The organism is Pseudomonas sp. dw_612 (assembly GCF_018449725.1).
In the GTDB taxonomy this organism is placed as follows: Bacteria; Pseudomonadota; Gammaproteobacteria; order Pseudomonadales; family Pseudomonadaceae; genus Aquipseudomonas.
In genome coordinates this window covers 1-19,475 of the sequence record NZ_JAAVVC010000011.1, presented here as the reverse complement: position 1 = coordinate 19,475, position 19,475 = coordinate 1, and the positions used below count along the sequence as shown (strand labels likewise).

The 19,475-nt window shown below is 53.9% G+C and carries 14 protein-coding genes; 6 read left to right on the top strand and 8 right to left on the bottom strand.

Going from position 1 to position 19,475, the window contains the following annotated elements:
- The 7 genes from HB680_RS17710 to HB680_RS17680 form a co-directional block, all read right to left on the bottom strand.
- Positions 1–1,011, bottom strand: coding sequence for a glycosyltransferase family A protein (locus HB680_RS17710; RefSeq protein WP_256735575.1), 1,011 nt, complete (start codon positions 1,009–1,011; stop codon positions 1–3).
- On the bottom strand, positions 984–1,916 hold the full coding sequence (locus tag HB680_RS17705; protein WP_213939883.1) for an NAD-dependent epimerase/dehydratase family protein: 933 nt from the start codon (positions 1,914–1,916) through the stop codon (positions 984–986). The genes HB680_RS17710 and HB680_RS17705 overlap by 28 nt, the downstream gene beginning before the upstream one ends.
- Position 1,917: 1 nt before the next feature.
- Positions 1,918–4,377, bottom strand: coding sequence for a rhamnan synthesis F family protein (locus HB680_RS17700; RefSeq protein WP_213939882.1), 2,460 nt, complete (start codon positions 4,375–4,377; stop codon positions 1,918–1,920).
- 21 nt (positions 4,378–4,398) lie between these two features.
- Positions 4,399–8,547 (bottom strand): glycosyltransferase, encoded by a 4,149-nt coding sequence (locus tag HB680_RS17695; protein ID WP_213939881.1) that lies wholly within the window; start codon positions 8,545–8,547, stop codon positions 4,399–4,401.
- A gap of 4 nt (positions 8,548–8,551) precedes the next feature.
- The gene (locus tag HB680_RS17690; protein WP_213939880.1) at positions 8,552–9,982 is read right to left on the bottom strand and encodes an ABC transporter ATP-binding protein; all 1,431 of its coding nucleotides are present in this window, start codon (positions 9,980–9,982) and stop codon (positions 8,552–8,554) included.
- Positions 9,972–10,808, bottom strand: coding sequence for an ABC transporter permease (locus HB680_RS17685; RefSeq protein ID WP_213939879.1), 837 nt, complete (start codon positions 10,806–10,808; stop codon positions 9,972–9,974). Before HB680_RS17685 ends, HB680_RS17690 begins: the two co-directional genes overlap by 11 nt.
- Before the next feature lie 129 nt (positions 10,809–10,937).
- Positions 10,938–11,879 carry a glycosyltransferase family 2 protein gene (locus HB680_RS17680; RefSeq protein WP_256735574.1) on the bottom strand — a complete coding sequence of 314 codons (942 nt, stop codon included), beginning with the start codon at positions 11,877–11,879 and terminating at the stop codon, positions 10,938–10,940.
- A 482-nt stretch (positions 11,880–12,361) separates the two neighbouring features.
- On the opposite strand from HB680_RS17680, the gene HB680_RS17675 reads away from it, so the two are divergent.
- The 4 genes from HB680_RS17675 (at position 12,362) to fabF (ending at position 17,096) form a co-directional block, all read left to right on the top strand.
- The gene (locus tag HB680_RS17675) at positions 12,362–14,356 is read left to right on the top strand and encodes a nucleoside-diphosphate sugar epimerase/dehydratase (protein ID WP_213939877.1); all 1,995 of its coding nucleotides are present in this window, start codon (positions 12,362–12,364) and stop codon (positions 14,354–14,356) included.
- 112 nt (positions 14,357–14,468) lie between these two features.
- Entirely contained in the window at positions 14,469–14,804 is a 336-nt protein-coding gene (locus HB680_RS17670) for a helix-hairpin-helix domain-containing protein (RefSeq protein ID WP_213939876.1), read from the top strand.
- A gap of 190 nt (positions 14,805–14,994) precedes the next feature.
- Positions 14,995–15,789, top strand: coding sequence for an SDR family oxidoreductase (locus HB680_RS17665; RefSeq protein WP_213939875.1), 795 nt, complete (start codon positions 14,995–14,997; stop codon positions 15,787–15,789).
- Between the two features lie 32 nt (positions 15,790–15,821).
- Complete coding sequence (gene fabF, locus HB680_RS17660; RefSeq protein WP_213939874.1) at positions 15,822–17,096, top strand: beta-ketoacyl-ACP synthase II; 1,275 nt, start codon at positions 15,822–15,824, stop codon at positions 17,094–17,096.
- On the opposite strand, the gene HB680_RS17655 is transcribed toward fabF, so the two are convergent.
- A complete protein-coding gene (locus HB680_RS17655) occupies positions 17,093–17,650 on the bottom strand; it encodes a TetR/AcrR family transcriptional regulator (RefSeq protein WP_213939873.1) in 558 nt (185 codons plus the stop codon). The genes fabF and HB680_RS17655 overlap by 4 nt on opposite strands.
- A 175-nt stretch (positions 17,651–17,825) precedes the next feature.
- Here HB680_RS17655 and HB680_RS17650 point away from each other — a divergent pair, with 175 nt between their 5' ends.
- Both HB680_RS17650 and HB680_RS17645 read left to right on the top strand, forming a co-directional pair.
- Positions 17,826–18,479 carry a GntR family transcriptional regulator gene (locus HB680_RS17650; RefSeq protein WP_213939872.1) on the top strand — a complete coding sequence of 218 codons (654 nt, stop codon included), beginning with the start codon at positions 17,826–17,828 and terminating at the stop codon, positions 18,477–18,479.
- Positions 18,480–18,494: 15 nt separating this feature from the next.
- Positions 18,495–19,346, top strand: a complete 852-nt coding sequence (locus HB680_RS17645; RefSeq protein ID WP_213939871.1) for a DUF1989 domain-containing protein — start codon at positions 18,495–18,497, stop codon at positions 19,344–19,346.
- Positions 19,347–19,475: the final 129 nt, after the last annotated feature.

Here is a 19,475-nt window from a genome sequence, read left to right as displayed (position 1 = left end):
CTACCGTTTCACTCGTTTAAGTTTTTTGTCTCGGGAGCAAAACGATATCAATGCGGGGCAGTCGAATCCCGCCTGAGCGCCCAGCCAGCCACCCGATATCCGCATAAAATTATCGATAGGCATTCTTATCGCCGGCAATATCAACTTCCAGTTTTCCTTGGGACCGTGCTGGCGAATCAGTTTGAGATCCCTCAGCGTCAGGCCGATCCAGTTTCTAAGTAAAACAAGAATTCCCTTGGGCTGGTCATAATGAAACAGGTCGTCGAGGGCCATGCTTTCATCGAAGCTACGCTGAAATCGTTCCCAAAGGCCGTAATTGTGAGAGTGATAAACGACAGCATCGCGACTGTAGGCCTTCTTGAAGCCTGCTTCTATGACGACGCGAGCCCAAGCTTGATCTTCCGAGAAATCCACTTCCGGATAAGGATAACGTTCCCAGACGGAACGTCGAATCAAGGCATTGTTGTCGGAAAAAAAATACAGGTGTTGCTGATAACCGACATCACGAAGATATCGCTCCGGATCAGTCATTTGGACCACGGGCTGCAATTCGAAGCCGGCGAAATGCTGCACCAGTTCCTCGCGGGTAAAAAGAGAGGCGTCATCGTAGGCAATATGTTTACCAAACACGCCGGCAATCTGCTCATCAGCCTCGATTTCAGTTACTAACGTACTCAGCCAAGTGTTTGCAACTGGCTGAGCATCTTGGGTAATCATGGCGACAAAGTCGCCTTTCGCGCTCTGGATCGCTACGTTACGAGTCCGCCCGTGCTGGAAATCTGCAGGCTCGACATTGATTATGCGGACCGTTGAATTTTCTCGGGCAATGGCCAGGGTTTCATCACTCGATCCGGAGTCAATAACAATGACTTCGAAGGGCCACTCAGTCTGCTGCTCCAGAACGGCATCCAAAACTGACTTGAATCGGCGCCCACCATTTTTTGTGGGAATGACTACCGAAACTTTGATGCCGGAAGCGTCCATCATTTTCCGATTGTTCTCTTCATCCATGTAGAGGTTAATTTTAACCCATCATCCAGACCGACTTTAGGTGACCAATTCAACTCTCTGGCGGCCAGTGCATTGTCCAGAACACTTACGGGGACATCGTAGGGACGACCTGGCAGATATTCTTTGGAAATGGTTCCATCGACCACGGTCTCGATCCGTTCGATCAGTTCATTAATGCTGACACCGGTTCCAGAGCTGATGTTGAATACACTGTAAGGGCCTTCATACTTCAGTGATAAAGCAAAGGCTTCGGCGACATCCGAAACATAGATGTAATCTCGGGTCACGCTGCCATCCCCCCAAATCTGGATGGATTCATCTTTCAGCGCCCGGCTCAGGAATACGCCTACCGCGCCTTGGGCGGTTTCAACGCGCTGCCGTTCGCCATAAGGATTGGTTACTCGTAATACCGTCGCGTTGATACCGTGCAAGTGCTGATACATCAGCAGGAACTTTTCGATCGCTAGCTTGGTGATGCCATAGGACACCTGTGGTTCGGTTGGATGAAGCTCGTCGATCGGCAAATAGGTTGGTGGGCCATACACGGTTCCACCGGAGGAAATGAAAATGATCCGGGACACGCGCTTTGCGACCATAGCATTCAGTATCTGGAGTGTGGCAACCAGATTACTCTGCACATCGTAAATAGGGTCATCGTTAGATGTCTTTGGCAGCGTGGTCGAGACCAGATGCAATACCGCATCCATGCCGTCCAGCGCCTCGCTGACATCGTGATTGCTCATCAGGTCGCCGGTGATCCATTCAACGGACTCGCCAGTGGAGAATTTTCGGTAAGGTTCGACTCTTGGGCGCTCGAAGATACGCAACGCATGACCATCGGCCAAGAGACGATCCGCGATAGCAGAACCAATAAAACCGCCGCCGCCAAAAATTAAAATTTTCATTTTATCTCGTGATGTTCTGAATATTAGTTAAGGAGATCTCGTAACCTTGGGATAGCACCACCGTAGGGAAAAGCCTTTCCAGTGCATGCAGGATACTGCCGTCATAAGGAAGCGGTTCCTCGGGGTAGTCATCCCACGTCAACCCTAGCGCGATAAACGGCTTGAGACTTTCAGTGCGGGCCCAAAACATCGTACCGATGGGGAACACGATGCTCGAGGGCAGCGAGGATAAGCCTAACTTACCAGAAAACTGTTCTGCATAGGGGTGGTTAGCATCCCAGCCAACCACGTTGGGGTCGTCGGCAAAGACCAGGCCGATTCGCGGGTCGTCAATCATTTTTGCCAGAATGACATCGGCCATCGCGTGCGAAGAACCCAACAGATTTTCCAACAAAAAATTGTACCAGATCTGCCCGACCTCAGGATCCTTGTAGTCTTTGGTTTTCTTGGTATGGAGGTGACCAACAATTTCATAATCAGTCAGGTGGCGCTGATCGAATGCGCTGAGAAATGGACCGATGTCTCTTCCTTTGTTCGGTACAACCTCAATGGCAATTACCTTCCCTTTATACCGTTGGCAACTGGCTTGCAGGTCATGCCTGACCTGCTCATTGGGTACGCTCAGAAAGAGATCGGGGTGTGCCTTGTTGTTATTCAGGCATCCAAGTAGCTGATCAAATAGATCGATGTAGTAAACATGCACATGAAGTGCAATCTTTGCCAACTCCGGCTGGGCGGTGGTGATGGTGTTTGGCGTTATCACCTCATGTAGCCAGGGCCCAGAAGGTTGCTCATGTCGCAGGTAGCTGGCCAGAGGATCCTGGGTTTGGACGTGTTTACTATATAGATCGGCAAAAACCCCCGGGTGGAAGCCTGGAAATAGCTTGCGTTTCCCCACGTCGCTGGCCCAGGCCCTGACATAGAGTCTCACCGTCTCAAAACGAGTGCCGCCCCTCAAATGGTGGGCGACAAAGTCTTCTCTATAAACGCTGGACTCATTAATGGTCATTGAATCCAGCTTTTCCTGCGCCGCACGAGACACCGCCGATGCCGCGATCAACTCAAGTTCTCGAACGTAAGTATCCATCGAGAAAACGTGCGCGGCGTTCTCTTTCAAAATCGAGCTCATGCGGATTATGGCTTCAGGCGCACTTAGTAGGGCGAGTAACTTATCTGCCAGTTCCGGTACGTGCAGGTAGCGAGCAACGCAGGCTTCGCCTAATCCGCATTGATTCAAGAAGTCGACCACTCCAGTTGTGCGCTCGAAGCAAAGAACCGGTATTCCTTGGCACATCGCGTCGATAGCGACATTAGGTAGAGGGTCAAGTCGAGATGTAATCAAAACAGCCGTAGCATGTTCGTACGCTACATCAATTTCAGGTGTTTCCGGCAGGAAGGTGATGTGATTCTCAAGCCCCGCCCGCAGAACCTGATCATATAAATAAGCTGAGTATTGGACGTCGTTCTCAGGGTCATAGCCTTTCCCTACCCAAACAAAGTGCAGGTCATTTATTTCTCCGCGCTCCAGTACTCTTAGTGCGCAGTCAATAAAAAGATCTACGCCTTTGCGGAGCTGGATCATTCCCGCTCCGAGGACAATTTTCTTGTTATTGCCCTTCAGGCGTTTAAACACAGAATGCAGTTTTTCTTTTTCATCCGATAATTTATCTTCTTCGGTGTCTTTGAATGTTACCTCACAGCGCCCTTGCGGCAGGATGTGCACAGGACGCTCCGCCAGAGAAGGGAACTCTTTGGTTGCACTTTGATGAATCACCGTTGAAGAGAAAACAACCTCAGTTGACCAGAACATCATATCGGTGAAAGCTATTTTAGGCCGGATGTAGGCGGCGAATTCGTGAATGAGGCTGATGGTCGGGACGAAGTTAATGGCCAATCCAGGCAAAACAATGCGTGACTCAATGCTGTTGATCAATGCGAACTTGATTGTTATCAATTGACAGAGTTTGTCTATCAGCACGCGAGCATGATCAGGGCTGGAGCGAAGCCCATTTGAATTGATTACGATGGCACCTGATTTTTTAAAATCGTCCAGCAGTTCCCCTTCACCCAGCACCATTGCAATCACGTTGTATCTTTGTTGCAGGCGTATTACGAGATTGAGGCTCAAAATTGGAGCCCCTGTGCGCGATGCCTCGTGGCTCACCACCAATACTGTTTCTTTCGAGGGGTCGAGCAGAGCTATATCGCCGGCGTTTTCCAACTGTGGTGATTGCCCCACGCGGCCTTCATGCCTGCCGTGAAATACATAATGGCGGTACGGATCCACTCCCATTGCTTCAATATCCGGGTATTGAGCGAGGTAGAAATCCGGGTCAAACTGGATCGTTGAACGGTTGATGAAAACATAAATGCGCGCATACAAATTTTTAATTACGCGACTCGCCAGCCGTTTGATTCGACCGGCGGCACGGCGTAATAGTTTTTTCTTGGGTTGGCTCATGAAAAATCGACTGCACTCAAGTTAGTAGGTAATGCCGGGAACTACGGTAGTAGCGATGCTTTTACCGTGGCTACGACAGGCTTGAGCCAGCAGGCGTGCAAGGACGTTTTCCTGGTCCGAAGCAGAAAGTTTCAGGCTCTTCAGCGTCGATTTCCAGCCACCGTCACCGGTCAGGAAGCGGCCCCAAATTTCTGGCGAGCTCCAGAACGAACCATTCATGGGGAATGGAAGGTGATGTGACGTGGGAACGTCAAACCCAAGCGATTCGCAAAGGGTGGAAATGATTGCCGCATCGTCAACAAGGGCATGAACGTTCGGGTCGTCAGGGAAGATCATCCCCAGATCTACATCCGATGAAGTACGGCTCAAGCGACCAACAATGACTTTCAGCGCGTTGTACCGGCCGCCTATCATGTTTTCGATCAGGTACTGTTGATAGGTGTCTCGATCACTGAAATCTATGTCGAGCGGATCGATACTCAAGTTGATATGACCAATCGCGTCATAATCCTGATAAGGCGTGTTCGCCAAATGGGTCAGTGTTGTGAGTAATGGCCGGTCTTCAGTCACCAATATACTCAGTGAAGAGTACGGCTGCTCCTGAAAATGTTGCTTCATGGAAAGAGCGGTTAACTCGTCCGGAACAAGAACGACGAGATCGGTGGTGCCGGGGTTTTTCGGCAGTAGCGTGATGATTTTTTCCATCAAGTCGCAAGAGCGCAGGCTGATAAATATCAGAGATTTGCTCTTGGCCGAGGTCGCGTAGTCCTCTTCCCATGAAAGGTGCTGGCAGTTCCATGGCCCTTCGGGGCGGCCGGAACGTAGAAAGTGTGCCAGCGGATCCTGAGCCCCAATCGCCAGGGCATTCATACTGTGATATACGGCCGGATCGAAACCCGGGAATAGCTTGCGTCGCAACAGTCCGCGTGCCCAAGAGCGAACATACCGGCGAATGGCCTCGGTAGCCCCTGCTAATTGCACGCTCGCCGGAGGGTAGTATCCAAGATCAACGACACTGGCTTGTTCGATCGTAGCGACGTCAATCTGCTCCTGGCGGGACAAAGCTGCGTTTACTTTTGTAAGGGCGAGTAACTGTTCGACGTAATGGGGCATATTGAATTCACGTGCAGCCAGAGCTTTGGCCTGCGTTGCGACCTGATCCCGAGCTTCTTGCGACGACGCCAATCGAATGAGTTTGTCGGCCATGCTATGGGTGTCCAGGTACGGTGCGACGCATTCTTCCTGAAGACCATTGCGTTTAAGTATGTCGGCAATCCCCGTCGTCTTGTCGAAGCACAGGACTGGCAAGCCCCTTACCATGGCGTCAATAGCCACGTTGGGCAATGGATCCAGACGGGAGCTCAGCAGCATCATGTCGCTCAAGGCGTAGACATGCTCAATTGCAGCTGTTTCCGAAATGATAGTGAGTCGCTCTGTAATCCCTGCACGCTGAATCTGATCATGTAGATACACCGAGTAATGAGTGTCTTGCTCTGGATTGTAATTATTACCAATCCAGACAAAACGGCATTTGTGACCTATCGGTGAGTTTAGAACGCGGGTCGCGCATTCAATAAACAGGTCTACACCCTTGCGGATCTGCACCCAGCCGGCTCCCAGAATAACGATCGTATCGTCTTCAGGTCCGTCCGGGCGCATCACTGCTTGCAGCATTGCTTTCTCTGCTTCGAGATGAGCCGGGTCATGTGCTTCGGCAGGGACAATGCTTTTTCCTTGCGACAAGACCGGAAGTTCGCACTGAGTCATTTCGGGCAATACGAGTGCCGCGCTTTCGAGTGTAACGCTCGCAGAAAAAACGGTTTGACTGGCCCACAAGACTGCGTTTTGAATGGCCGTGCGTGGTCGGGTGTACACCGCGAATTCGTGAATCAAACTAACTGTAGGGATATACCGATCAGCCAACGGTTTGAGCGCTACATAAGATTCCAGACTATTCACGATTGCAAATTCAAAGGAATACTTATCGAGGAATTGGCCCATTATCCATTCGGCATTTATCGGTTTATGACGAAGATCCACGGGGCCGGCGACTATCGCCCCGGATGAGATAAAAGACTCTTCCAGTGGGCCATCACCGAACAGCAACACCACCACGTTGAACTGCGAGGTGAGATGCTGGACGATATTCAGGCTGAGGATAGGAGCACCCGTTCTGGAAGCCTCATGGCTGATCAGAAGGATGGTGGATTTATCCGTAGGCAGCGACTCGATTGGCCGACTCAACGCGATAGTAGGAACATGGCCGAGGCGGCCCTCAGCCCGCCCATGCTCCAGGAAGTGCCATTCTGGATCGATTCCCGACTTGACGATGTCGGGATACATGGCTTGGTAGAAATCGGCATTGAACGGTAATGTTGTGTCATGTATCAAATTACCGCTCAGCGCGAGCGGTGCGTCGGCGACCTGATGCTCCGATGCGGAGGCGTGCTTTATGCTTTCTGAGTTAGCAGAGCCGGCTCGTCCTTCTTGAAGACCATGACACAGATAGTGAATGGCAGCCGGTATACCCGCTACTTTCACATCGGGGTAAGTCCTCAGGTAATAGTGCTCGTCAAAAGGTTCTCCATTATGAAGAACCACAGCCGGTGGCCTTCTTTTAATGGTTAGCAGGCTGATCAGTCGCCAGGTCCGTGAGTTGAAGAACCGTGTCCAAGAGTTGGACAGGACTTGAATATGTGTTTGCTTCAGTTCGAGTTCACGTAATGCGTTTTCCTCGAACAAACGATGTTTTTTCTGCTCGACTTCGGCCGTGGCTAAAGAGGTCTCCAGCTCTTGTATCTGCTTGGCAGACAACAATTCAGAGGCTTTCAAGGTGTCCAGATGTATCGCTTGTGTTTGGAGTTGGGGTGTTACTTTCGCCAGTTCTGATTTGAGGCGGGTATTTTCAGCCGTTAGTTGAGTAATGCCAGCATCGTTGTTGAACCTCCGTTCATCACTTGGCACCGTCTGCGTTAACGATAAATTACTGCTTAGGTTCGCAATCGCTTCATCTTTTTCGGCGAGCAAGGACTGTTGATCAAGGGCTGATCTTTCCGCTTCGAATTTCAGAGTATTACAAAGTGCCTCCAGTCCTCGAATCTGCGCGATCAGGTTGTGTGTTTCTGCCGCCGTGGCGCTGTGTGTCGTTTCAGTCGCGACGGTTAGCGCATTGATCTGCGCCTTCAAGGAAATGTTTTCCAGGTTGGCATTGTTCAGGGATTTTAAAGCGGCATGGAGATGTTCTTCGCTTGAGTGCAGTTTCACATTGAGGTCCAGGACTCTCTGGCTCTCTACCTCTGCAGTGCGCTCGGAGCTTGCGATGAGTTCGAGCGTCGGCAGCATGCCTCTGAGTTCGGCCAGCATGGGCTTGAGGCAATCTTCAAATACTTCACTATTGATTGCGATCTTGTCCAGCGCGCACTCGTTAAGCAGCTGATAAGCCTCGACAAGTAGCTTCGGTTCAATCTGTCCGTTGAGTAATTCGCTTTCGGAATGCTGGGCGTGACGTAATCCTGGATCAAGAAATTCATTGATGTAAGTCGATATCTCATCTTCGATTGGCTCAGGTAGCTCAAGCGCTGCCGAGATACGAAGAATTTCCTGGCGAGGATTACTCAGCAAGTTATCGTAACCCACAACCAACCGTTTCTCCGAAGTGGTATAAGAAACCGCCTGCAGCATATGTTCCAGCCACAGAAGATAGGACTTCAGGCTGGCGAATTGATTGCGATGAGCTAAAGAGTTGGCAACATTTAATGGATTGCGCAGGGCGATGACATAACTAATGTCGAATTCGAGCTCTGTCAGTAGTTTCTGCCAGAAGGGCAATAGCCGCGGTATCCGCGGATCTTTCATGCCCCACATCAGGATGCCAGCCGTTTTCTCGACGATGAGCGTCTTGGCTTCTTGATAAATCACTTCAACGATAGGGTCATCACTCAGATCAACATCCAGTACGCCGACCCTGTCATAGGCAGAGCCCAATCGGCTTAAGAGTTTGTTATTAATGCTGATGACGTCTCGGTCTTCCCAGAAGCCGGTAGGGTTGTCTACGCCGGCTGGGTGCAAGGTGTCGCCCAAACCGATACCCATGGTGCTGAGTGCGCGTGTAAGGGCGCTGGTTCCGCTGCGGTGCATGCCCAGAACAATAATGATTTTTTTAATGGTCATAATCTTATCGTCCTTGAACAATATTCAATGTCGGGGAGCAGTGGAAATCAACTAGGCTAGTTGCTAAGCAGTCGGACTCGTTCATCACGCGAAACGCCGCAGCATCCAGGGCGCGATGAAGGAAGGTTTCAGTGTCATTTGTCAGACCGGTCACGCCGGCGTTTAGGAAGAAAAGGCCGGGAGTCAGGTTGCAAGTGAATTTGAACTGTACTTCGACGGTTTTTCCATTTTCTACGAGCTCTATCGATTCACCTATCGAGGCAGCAGACATGGCCCCGCCCAGTTCTGCGCCGCTGACTGTCTTGATCAGCATGCTGAAGCGTACGCGCTCACAGTCCCTTGAGAAATCCACCGAGTACCGATACAGGTAGCTACGACCACGAACCAGATTGTTAACCTTGATGCCTGATTGTGTAAAAACGCCCGGATCCCTGATTCGAGCGCCGTGGTCCTGGTATTCGATCGTGCTGTCCGGCTTAAGGCCCGGATCATAGCTTTCGTCCATCTCGATGAGAGGCTGGTCCTGCTCTATCTCATTTGTAAATACATCGTTGCCTGGCTCAGGCGCGCCAGCAGTGCTTAGATCGCCATCGATAATTTGCTGGCGAATGATTGTCCGTCGATCTGCAGCGGCGTAGAGCATTTTCTGGTAGTTGCCGACTACTTGCTTGGGTGCGCCTTCTGTCAACTTGTCCCCGCTGTCCAGTAGGATGGCGCGATCGCACAACTCGATAATGGCGCTGCCGGCGTGAGAGACGAATAGAATTGTGGCGCCTTTTTGTCGAATGGCTTCAATTCTCGAAAAACACTTGCGCTGGAATAATTCGTCACCTACCGAAAGTGCTTCATCGACGATAAGGATTTCCGGATCAGCGTTGATCGCTACCGCAAAAGCCAGGCGTACGGCCATGCCGCTGGAGTAGGATTTGACCTGTTGATCAATGAAGTCGCCGATATCGGCAAAGGCTTCGATGTCGGCGAATCGGTCGTCGATCTCCTGGCGGGTCAGCCCCAGAATTGTGCCGTTAAGGTAAATATTTTCCCGGCCGGTGAAGTCTGGGTTGAAGCCTGAACCTAACTCCAATAGGGCGGCAATCCGCCCATTTACTTCGACCGAGCCTTCAGAGGCAGTCAGTGTTCCGCAGATGATCTGCAGCAAGGTGGATTTGCCTGATCCGTTTTTGCCGATGATGCCAACCGTCTCGCCACGAGATATTTCGAAATTAATGTTCTTGAGCGCCCAGAACTCTCGATAGTATTTGACGTGTGCGTTTTGAAACCGGCTTTTGAGTGGGGCCACTAACAGTTGCTGCAATCGTTGGCGAGGGCGCTCGTAGATATGAAAACACTTACTCAGGTTTTCAACACGAATGGCCAGCGTCGATACCGGCGCTAGCACCGCAGAAGGATCTACCGCAATAACTTCAGAGGACATCAGCGAAACCCGATCTTGTTTTCTGGAACCACGCGTATCCGGCAGCGGCGACGATTATTGAAACAATCAAATAGACACCCAACCCCAAAAAGTCGGGCATCCGTCCCCAAACCAGAATTTCCCTCATTTGTTCGATGATGAAGGTCAGCGGGTTGAGCAGGATGATGGTTTGATACTGTTCAGGTAGAGAATGCAAGGGGAAAAAGACAGGTGATAGAAACAACATGATCGTCGTGATTATGCCGGTGGTCTGTCCCACATCCTGAAGGTAGACCCCCAGTGATGCCAGTATCCATGCCAGGCCCAGTGTCAGGACAATAAGGGGGAGCATCACTACCGGGGCCAATAGAATGGTGAGATGAGGAACGCCCTGAAAGATCGCATACGCCAGTATCAGGACAGTCAGACTAACCAGGCCATGAAAAAGAGCCGCGCCGAGCGTTACGATCGGCAGGATTTCCAGCGGGAAAACCACTTTTTTGACGTAGTTGACGTTGCTTAACACGATGCTTGGGGAGCGGTTTATGACTTCGGCGAATACGGCATGCACGATCAGTCCGGCAAAAAGCATGATCGCAAACATGGTTTTGCTCTCCTCGGTCCCGGGAGGCGAAATCCCCCAGCGCGATTTGAACACGACAGAAAATACAAACGTATAGACGCTCAGCATCATGAGCGGGTTCAGGAATGACCAGAGCAAGCCCAGTACCGAACCCCGGTACCGGCCAACAACTTCACGCTTGGTCATCTGGAAAATCAGATGACGATGCAATATCAGATTTTTGGAAAGGCCATACAGGCTTGATGTCTTTTGCGGAACACTCATTAAAATATCCAGACAAATGAAAATGATAAGGCGATTGCGTCCGTGCGGGGCGATGTCAAAATTTGTTTGCAGGCAGCCGAGCGGCTTCAGGAGCTGCCGACCAATCGTCCCGAGGGAGGGTATTCATCATTAGATCCTTTTGATCAGGACAGCCAGAGCGAGGCCGAGATTGCCTAAAAGGGTCTGTCGATAAAAGCGGCTGACGACCATTAGCTTGATCCTTGTTGTAAGCGGGGCGTTACGAGCCTGCTCAAAACGCATGAGGCTTGCTGCGCTATGCGGATTCAAACGGGGAGAGAAGGTAGACAGCGCTGCGATGTTCTTGGCGTTCCATTCACTGAATGAACCTTCAAACATGCTCTTTAGACGAGTCGCTCGGCTCTTTATGGATGTGTTGGCTCCAATGACGTTTTGAGTGTGCTGACGATAGTCAAGTGTCGGTTCGGGGTCGTAGTAGACATTGCCGCCACAACCGCTGACCAGTAGGTAGGTCCACCAGTCGTGGCATACCAAGGGGGTACCGGCTGGGGTTTCATTCAGTAAGACACAGGCCGCCCGGTTGATCAGCATCGTATTGCCGCCAGCCAGGTTTTGCATTAGGGCATTTTCGAAGCTTGGGCGCTTTTTGAACAGCGGGGATAGCCCGATGATTTTCCCGGTGATGTCGACAACCTGTGTACGACCGCAATAAAGCGAGGGCGTCTCGGGAGGCTGACGTTTCAGCCAGTTGAGTGCCTTTTGAAGTTTTGCCGGGTGCCAACGGTCGTCCTGATCACAAAATGCGTAATATTCGTGATGGCCACAGGCCTGGCCCAGGACGGACAGGAAATTGTTCGAAAACCCTTGTCGAGGCCCCTCGCTGATCAGCAGCCGATCACTACCCCAGACCTCGCGATAGTGTTGCAAAATTTCTAGCGTATCATCCGTTGACCCGTCGTCTGATGCGTACACCACCCAGTGCTCATGGCTTTGGGCGGCTATCGAACTCAGTTGCTCCTTGAGAAAGCTTCCCCCGTTGAACGTACACAGCAAGACAGCCACGCATCCCGGATCTGTCGCGGGATTAATCATGGGTATAGTTGTGGTGGGAGGATGATTTGGCACAAGGTTGAACGCTCTTTCCATGGTGGCGAATATGGCTCTGACGTTGCAGCGAGGCTGGATAGTTTACCGGGTTTATCAATGTTTTACACGGTGTCGTTACCCGCAGGGAATTCCCGCAAGTCGCCGTAAAATGAGCAGCAGATGCCCATTCCTGCCGCTTGTGGCGATTTTTCTCACGCGCTTGCGTGCAGTTGCGGCCCGCTTTGTCTGGAAATATCTACTACGGGATGTATTGGTATTCCGCCTCTGAGCTTGGGCGAGGGGCGGGACTATGTGCCATCATTCGAACCATCGAATTAATTCGATCTGGAGATGTCGAAATCTCAATTATTGAGATGCCGATAGTGATCCGGCAATTCAGTTATTTTAAGTTGATGCATTATGCCATTTGGACTTCACTACGGTGATGCAACATTTCAGGGGAGACATCCGAGGTGAGTGGGGTATTTATGGATAAAGTCAGGACGTATTTGCTTGGACTTCCCAGGCGGCGAAAACGATTGATCCAGGTTGCCACGGATATTTTTCTGGTCTGGGTTGCCTTGTGGCTCGCGTTCATCGTTCGTCTGGGAATCGACGACATGTACAATCCGCTCAGGATCCATCTGTGGCTTTTCGCCTGTGCCCCGGTCATCGCCATTCCGTTATTCATTCGATTCGGTATGTACCGTGCGGTCATGCGCTATTTCGGTAACGACGCGCTCATCGCCATCATTAAAGCTGTCAGCCTTTCTTCCCTGATCCTGGCGCTTGTCGTCTATTGGTACAGCAACCACGAAACGGTCGTTCCTCGCTCGATCATCTTTAACTACTGGTGGCTCAGCTTGGTCATCATTGGCGGCTTGCGCCTATGCATGCGTCAATACTTCATGGGTGACTGGTTCACCGCCGCTCAGCACGTTCCTTTCACCAATCGTGACGACGGTCTCACCAAAGTCGCCATCTACGGTGCTGGTGTTGCTGGTAATCAGTTGGTTGCTGCGCTGCGCATGGGCCGGGTCATGCGTCCGGTGGCTTTCATCGACGATGACGCCAGTATCGCTGACCGCTCTATTTCGGGCCTCCAGGTCTACAAACCCAAGCACATCCAGCAAATGATCGACGTCACCGGCGCGCAGGAAATCCTCTTGGCATTGCCGTCATCAACCCGCGCTCGACGCAGGGAAATCCTCAATCTGCTTGAAGACTACCCGCTTCACATACGAAGCGTCCCGAACTTCACCGATCTGGCCAGTGGTCGGGTAAAGGTCGAAGACATTCAGGAAGTGGATATAGCCGACTTGCTGGGCCGCGACTCGGTGCCCGCGCAACCCGACCTGCTTGCACGCTGTATCAAAGGCAAAACCGTGATGGTAACGGGCGCCGGCGGATCAATCGGGTCAGAGCTTTGCCGACAGATATTTTCCCTGGGCCCCACCACGCTTTTGCTGTTCGAGCACAGTGAATTCAATCTCTACAGCATTCTTTCCGAGTTGGAGCAGCGTGGCTGTCGCGAGTCGGTGTCGGTCAAGTTGTTGCCGATCCTGGGCTCTATCCGCCATAAGGACAAACTGCTGGACGTGATGAAAACCTGGCGCGTAGACACCGTCTACCACGCAGCCGCTTACAAGCACGTCCCGATGGTCGAACACAACATAGCCGAAGGCGTCCTCAACAACGTCATCGGTACGCTCAACACCGCTCAGGCAGCATTGCAGTCAGGAGTTTCCAACTTCGTCCTGATCTCGACTGACAAGGCCGTACGTCCGACCAACGTCATGGGCAGTACCAAGCGTCTCGCCGAATTGACCCTCCAAGCCCTCAGCCGCGAAATCGCCCCCGTTCTGTTCGGCGACAAGGCCAACGTGTCCCGCGTCAACAAAACCCGTTTCACCATGGTGCGTTTCGGCAACGTGCTTGGCTCTTCCGGTTCGGTTATTCCGCTGTTCCACAGCCAAATCAAATCCGGCGGCCCGCTGACCGTCACCCATCCGAAGATCACTCGCTACTTCATGACCATCCCCGAAGCCGCGCAATTGGTGATTCAGGCCGGTTCGATGGGCTTGGGCGGTGATGTGTTTGTGCTGGACATGGGCGAGCCGGTGAAAATCGTCGAACTGGCGGAGAAGATGATTCATCTGTCCGGGTTGAGTATTCGCTCCGAGAAAAACCTGCAAGGTGACATCTCCATCGAGTTCACCGGTTTGCGCCCCGGGGAAAAGCTCTACGAAGAATTGCTGATCGGTGACAACGTTGTGGCGACGCAGCACCCGATGATCATGAGCGCCCACGAAGATCATCTGCCCTGGGACGTGCTCAAGGCTCGTTTGACTGCGTTACTCAATGCTGTCGAACATGATGATTATTCCCGCGTGCGCCAACTCCTGCGTGAAACCGTCAGCGGCTATACTCCCGACGGTGAAATCGTCGACTGGATCTATCAGCAGCGTCACCTCGAACCCTGATTGTTTCACATTCTGTAACGTACACACTTTTGACAGTTCCAGTGCATCGCCTAAGTTTGGAGAGCAGCTTCGGAAAAGCTGCTTTCTCAAACGATGTCATGGAGCTTCACTTATGCGTACAGGCTATTTCACCTCCCTGGTTTTTGCCCTGCTCACTAGCGCCTCAATTGCTGCCATTGCGGCGCCTGCGGGCAAACCTGAGGCTGTCAATGCGCCACTGGTGCTGGACGTTGGTGCCAAGGCGCAGGCCGAAAAAATCGATTTGAACGGTGCTGATGCCCCGACACTGCAGCGCGAACTGGCGGGTGTCGGCGAAGCCAAGGCCAAGGCGATTGTTGCATATCGTGATACCAATGGACCATTTGCGTCCGTGGACGAGTTGCTGGAAGTGAAAGGCATCGGCAAAGCGATTCTGGACAGGAATCGCGATAAGCTCGAAGTGAACTAAGCTTTTGGATCAACGCCAAGAGGCCGGTCATTGACCGGCCTTTTTGCATTCTGGCCAAGTGATGAAACGGGCCTTACGTCGGGGTATGGAAAATTACGTCTATCATATGGCGTTGGGATTATGCCTATAATAAAACCCCGAAGCGCCCAGGCGCTTGTCTTCCTAAAGCCATTCCCTCAGGAGCACCGTCATGACCTCCACCCAGTCCCAAGGTACAGCCCTCGTCACCGGCGCTTCGTCCGGTATCGGCGCGATTTACGCCGAGCGGTTGGCGGCACGTGGTTTTGATTTGTTGTTGGTGGCTCGCGACGAGCAGCGTTTGGAGGCAGCGGCGAGCAAGCTGAGCGCCGAGCATGGCGTTCAGGTCGAAGTGCTCAAGGCTGACCTGACGCAAAAGGACGAAGTGCTGAAACTTGAGCAGCGCCTGCGTAGCGATTCAAGCATCACCCTATTGCTCAATAACGCCGGCGTTGCGGCGGATGGCTTGCTGGCCAACGCCGACATGGAACAACTGGAGCGCTTGATTCAGCTCAACATCACCGCCGTTACACGTCTGGCCTCGGCGGCGGCGGCCAGTTTCGCCAAGGCGGGTCGAGGCACGATCATCAATATTGCGTCGGTAGTGGCGTTGTTCCCCGAGCGTTTCAACGCGACTTACAGTGCCAGCAAGGCGTATGTTCTGAGTCTGACCCAATCGTTGAATGCTGAACTCAACGGCACCGGGGTCCAGGTTCAGGCGGTGTTGCCAGGGGTAACACGCACCGAAATCTGGGAACGATCCGGTATCGATGCCAGTGGCATCCCGGCAGAAATGATCATGGAGGCCGGGGACATGGTCGACGCGGCGTTGTCCGGCCTGGACCAAGGTGAGCTGGTCACCATTCCTTCGTTGCCGGATGCGTCCGACTGGGATGCTTTCGTAGCGGCGCGTCTGGTGTTGGCACCGAATCTTTCCAAAAGTAAGGCCGCCACGCGTTACACGTGAGGCGCCATGAATCGGCTTGAGGTAATTGCGGTATGAGTGATCGTCGAGTGGTTGTAACGGGTATGGGCCTGGTGTCGCCACTGGGTAGTGGCGTCGAGACAGTTTGGGCGCGCCTGCTGGCCGGGCGCTCCGGGTTGCGAGCATTGCCGGATGAGGTGGTGGCGGATTTACCGGCTAAGGTCGGTGGCGCCGTGCCCAGCGTGGCTGAAGATGCGCAAGCAGGTTTCGACCCGGACCGGGCAACGCCGCCCAAAGAACAGAAGAAGATGGATCGCTTCATCATGTTTGCCATGGAGGCTGCACGCCAGGCGCTGGAGCAGGCCGGTTGGAAAGCCCTGGACGCCAACGCCCAGGAACGCACCGCCACGATCATCGGTTCCGGTGTGGGTGGTTTCGGCGCGATAGCCGATGCGGTGCGCACCACGGACACTCGCGGTCCGCGACGGTTGTCGCCGTTCACCATTCCATCATTCCTGGTCAATCTCGCCGCCGGTCACGTGTCGATCCAGCATGGTTTCAAAGGCCCGCTGGGCGCACCGGTCACCGCGTGTGCGGCGGGCGTTCAGGCGATCGGTGATGCGGCGCGGCTGATTCGTTGTGGTGAGGCCGATATTGCCGTGTGTGGCGGCGCGGAAGCGTCAATCGATCGGGTCAGCCTGGCCGGTTTTGCCGCGGCTCGTGCCTTGTCCAGCGGTTACAACGAAACGCCGGAGCGCGCTTCGCGACCGTTCGACAGTGGGCGCGATGGTTTTGTGATGGGGGAGGGTTCCGGTCTGCTGGTGGTTGAATCCCTTGAGCATGCGCTGGCCCGTGGTGCTCAGCCCATCGCCGAGCTGGTCGGCTACGGCACCAGCGCCGACGCCTATCACCTCACCGCCGGTCCCGAAGATGGCAGCGGTGCCCGGCGGGCGATGTCACTGGCGTTGGCGCAGGCCGGGGTTTCGCCGGCGCAGGTCCAGCATCTCAACGCTCACGCCACTTCGACTCCGGTTGGGGATCTGGGTGAGTTGGCGGCGATCAAGTCGTTGTTCGGGACCGATAACAAGATTGCCGTGACGTCGACCAAGTCGGCCACCGGGCATCTGCTCGGTGCCGCCGGTGGGATCGAGGCCATCTTCACGTTGTTGGCCATCCGCGATCAGATCGTGCCGGCGACCCTCAATTTCGAGAACCCGGACCCGGCGGCGCAAGGCGTGGACATTGTCCATGGCGAGGCGCGATCGATGCCGATCGAGTACGCGCTGTCCAATGGCTTTGGTTTTGGCGGGGTCAATGCCAGCGTGCTGTTCAAGCGCTGGCAGGGCTAATCGTTGATCTGCTTGAGGTGATCGCGCGTGACGTCGAGAATCCGCTGAGCCAGCTCCGGGTTCTCGACACTGCGTGATAGCAGCAGCGCGCCGATTAGCGTCGACATGATGACGATGCTGCGCTCGGCAGTGTTTTCGCCTTCCAGGGTGCCTTGCACCTGTTCAAGTCGCGCGTTGAGCACCGCATCGCTGGTGGGGCTCGGCTGCCCGCGCAGCCCGAGTTCCGACGACATGGTCGGCAGCGGACAGCCTTCATCGGGTGACGTTTGATGCCATTCGGACAGATACGTGTCGATGAACGCATCCAGTGGACGCTCCTGGGCGAACAGCTCGGCGCATAAGCCTTCGACTTGTTCGCCTGCGGCCACCAAGGCCTTTTCGACCAGTTCGTCCTTGGACTTGAAGTGCGAATAAAAGCCGCCATGGGTCAGCCCCAGCGCTTTCATCAGCGGTTGCAAGCCGGTCGCACCGATTCCGTCGCGGCGGAAACGTGCTGACGCTTCCTTGATGATGCGTTGGTGGGTCTGGGCTTTATGGTCCTGCGAGTAACGCATCTCTAATCTCCGCGACAATGCGCCATCTTAACCAATGAACGTTGAATGGTGACTGTACTTCTACTTCTAAAAAGCATGCAGATGCGTCCAACTCGGTTGTGCCGATTTTAAGATTTGGCATGAATAGTGATTACTCCTTCGCTAACGATTGTTGAACAATCATGAGGCGATCCCTATGAGCAGCGGGCTGTCCCTGGCCGACCACATCACCCTGGAGTTGCGCGCCGACATCATCGGTGGTCGCTTGCTGCCCGGCATGGCGCTGGTAGAAAACGATCTGGTGTCGGCCTACAACGCTTCGCGCAACACCATTCGTGAAGCGCTGCATCGTCTGGGGCAGGAGGGCTTGACCCGCTATGTGCGCAACAAAGGCGTGATGGTGCGCCGGGTCGGCGTCGATGACGTGCGCGATCTGTTCAACGTTCGCCGCACTCTCGAATTGCAAGCCATCAGCGCCAGCCAGCCGCTGCGGGAGTACCAGTCCGACCGGATGCTCGAAGCCCTGGAGGCCACCGAACTGGCCCGGGACCGCGAAGACTGGCGCGCCGTCGGCACCCACAGCCTGGCTTTCCATCAACACATCGTCGGGCTGTTGCGCAGCCCTTTGTTCGATGAGTTTTTCACCAATGTCGTCGCGCAGTTGCGCCTGGTGTTTTGCAGTGCTCCCGATGAGTCGCGTTTTCAGGCGCCATGGCTGGCCCGTGACCGGTTGATCCACGATTGGCTGGCCGAAGGTAACAAGGCTGCGGCGCTGGAGGCCATGAGCCTGTATCTCGACGATTCCGAGCAGTTGCTGTTGCAACTGCTGACCCCTGTTCCCCATCACTGATCGAGGATTCGTGCCATGTACAAAGACTATCCGGCGGCCTATCAAGTCAGCAAAGGCTCGGCATTGCAGGTGGACAAGGCGTTTTATGAGCGGGTCCGCGACAGCAAGGACGGGCGCACGCTGATCGAGCAATTCGAAGTGCCGATTCGCACCGGCCGTGCCTGGCATGTGCCGGCGGGGCATGTGTTCCGGGTGACCACGCCGGTCGGCCCGCAGGTCGGGGATTTCAACGTCTGGAATGCCCACGACCCGCGCGAACGCCTGTGGGCCGCACGCACCCGGCAGTTGCAGGGCGCCCACGTCAGCACCCATGACCGGCTCTGGTCGAATCTGCCGTTTTTACGGCCGCTGGTGACCATTACTGATGACAGCCTGGCCGGTTACGGCATCGACGAGCATGGCGGTCGGCTGCACGACTTGCTCGGCACGCGCTGCGATCCCTATGTGAACAAAATGCTCACTGGCGAGGACTTTCATCACCATTGCCACTCGAACCTGACCCGCGCCGTGCTGCCCCATGGCCTGACCGAGTTTGACGTGCATGACGTACTGAATATCTTCCAGTGCACCGGCCTCAATCATGACGACATGTACTTCATGAAGGCATGCCCGGCGCAGAAGGGCGATTACCTGGAGTTTTTTGCCGAAATCGATTTGTTGTGTGCGTTGTCGACCTGCCCGGGCGGCGATCTGTCGCTGGCCATGTGGGGGCCGGATGCGCAGGATCCGCTGAGCGTGTGTCGCCCGCTGGGGGTGGAGATTTATCGCTTGGAGGATACGTTGCTCGAAGGCTGGAGCCAGCCTGAGCGCGCGGCGTACAAAGGCCTGCATGGCTTGCACATCGCCAAGGCCGATTGGGAAAAATAAAGGCAAAAAAGATCGCAGCCTTCGGCAGCTCCTACAGGATGTACAACAAACCCATGTGGGAGCTGCCGAAGGCTGCGATCTTTCGATCTTTCGATCTTTCGATCTTTCGATCTTTCGATCTTTCGATCT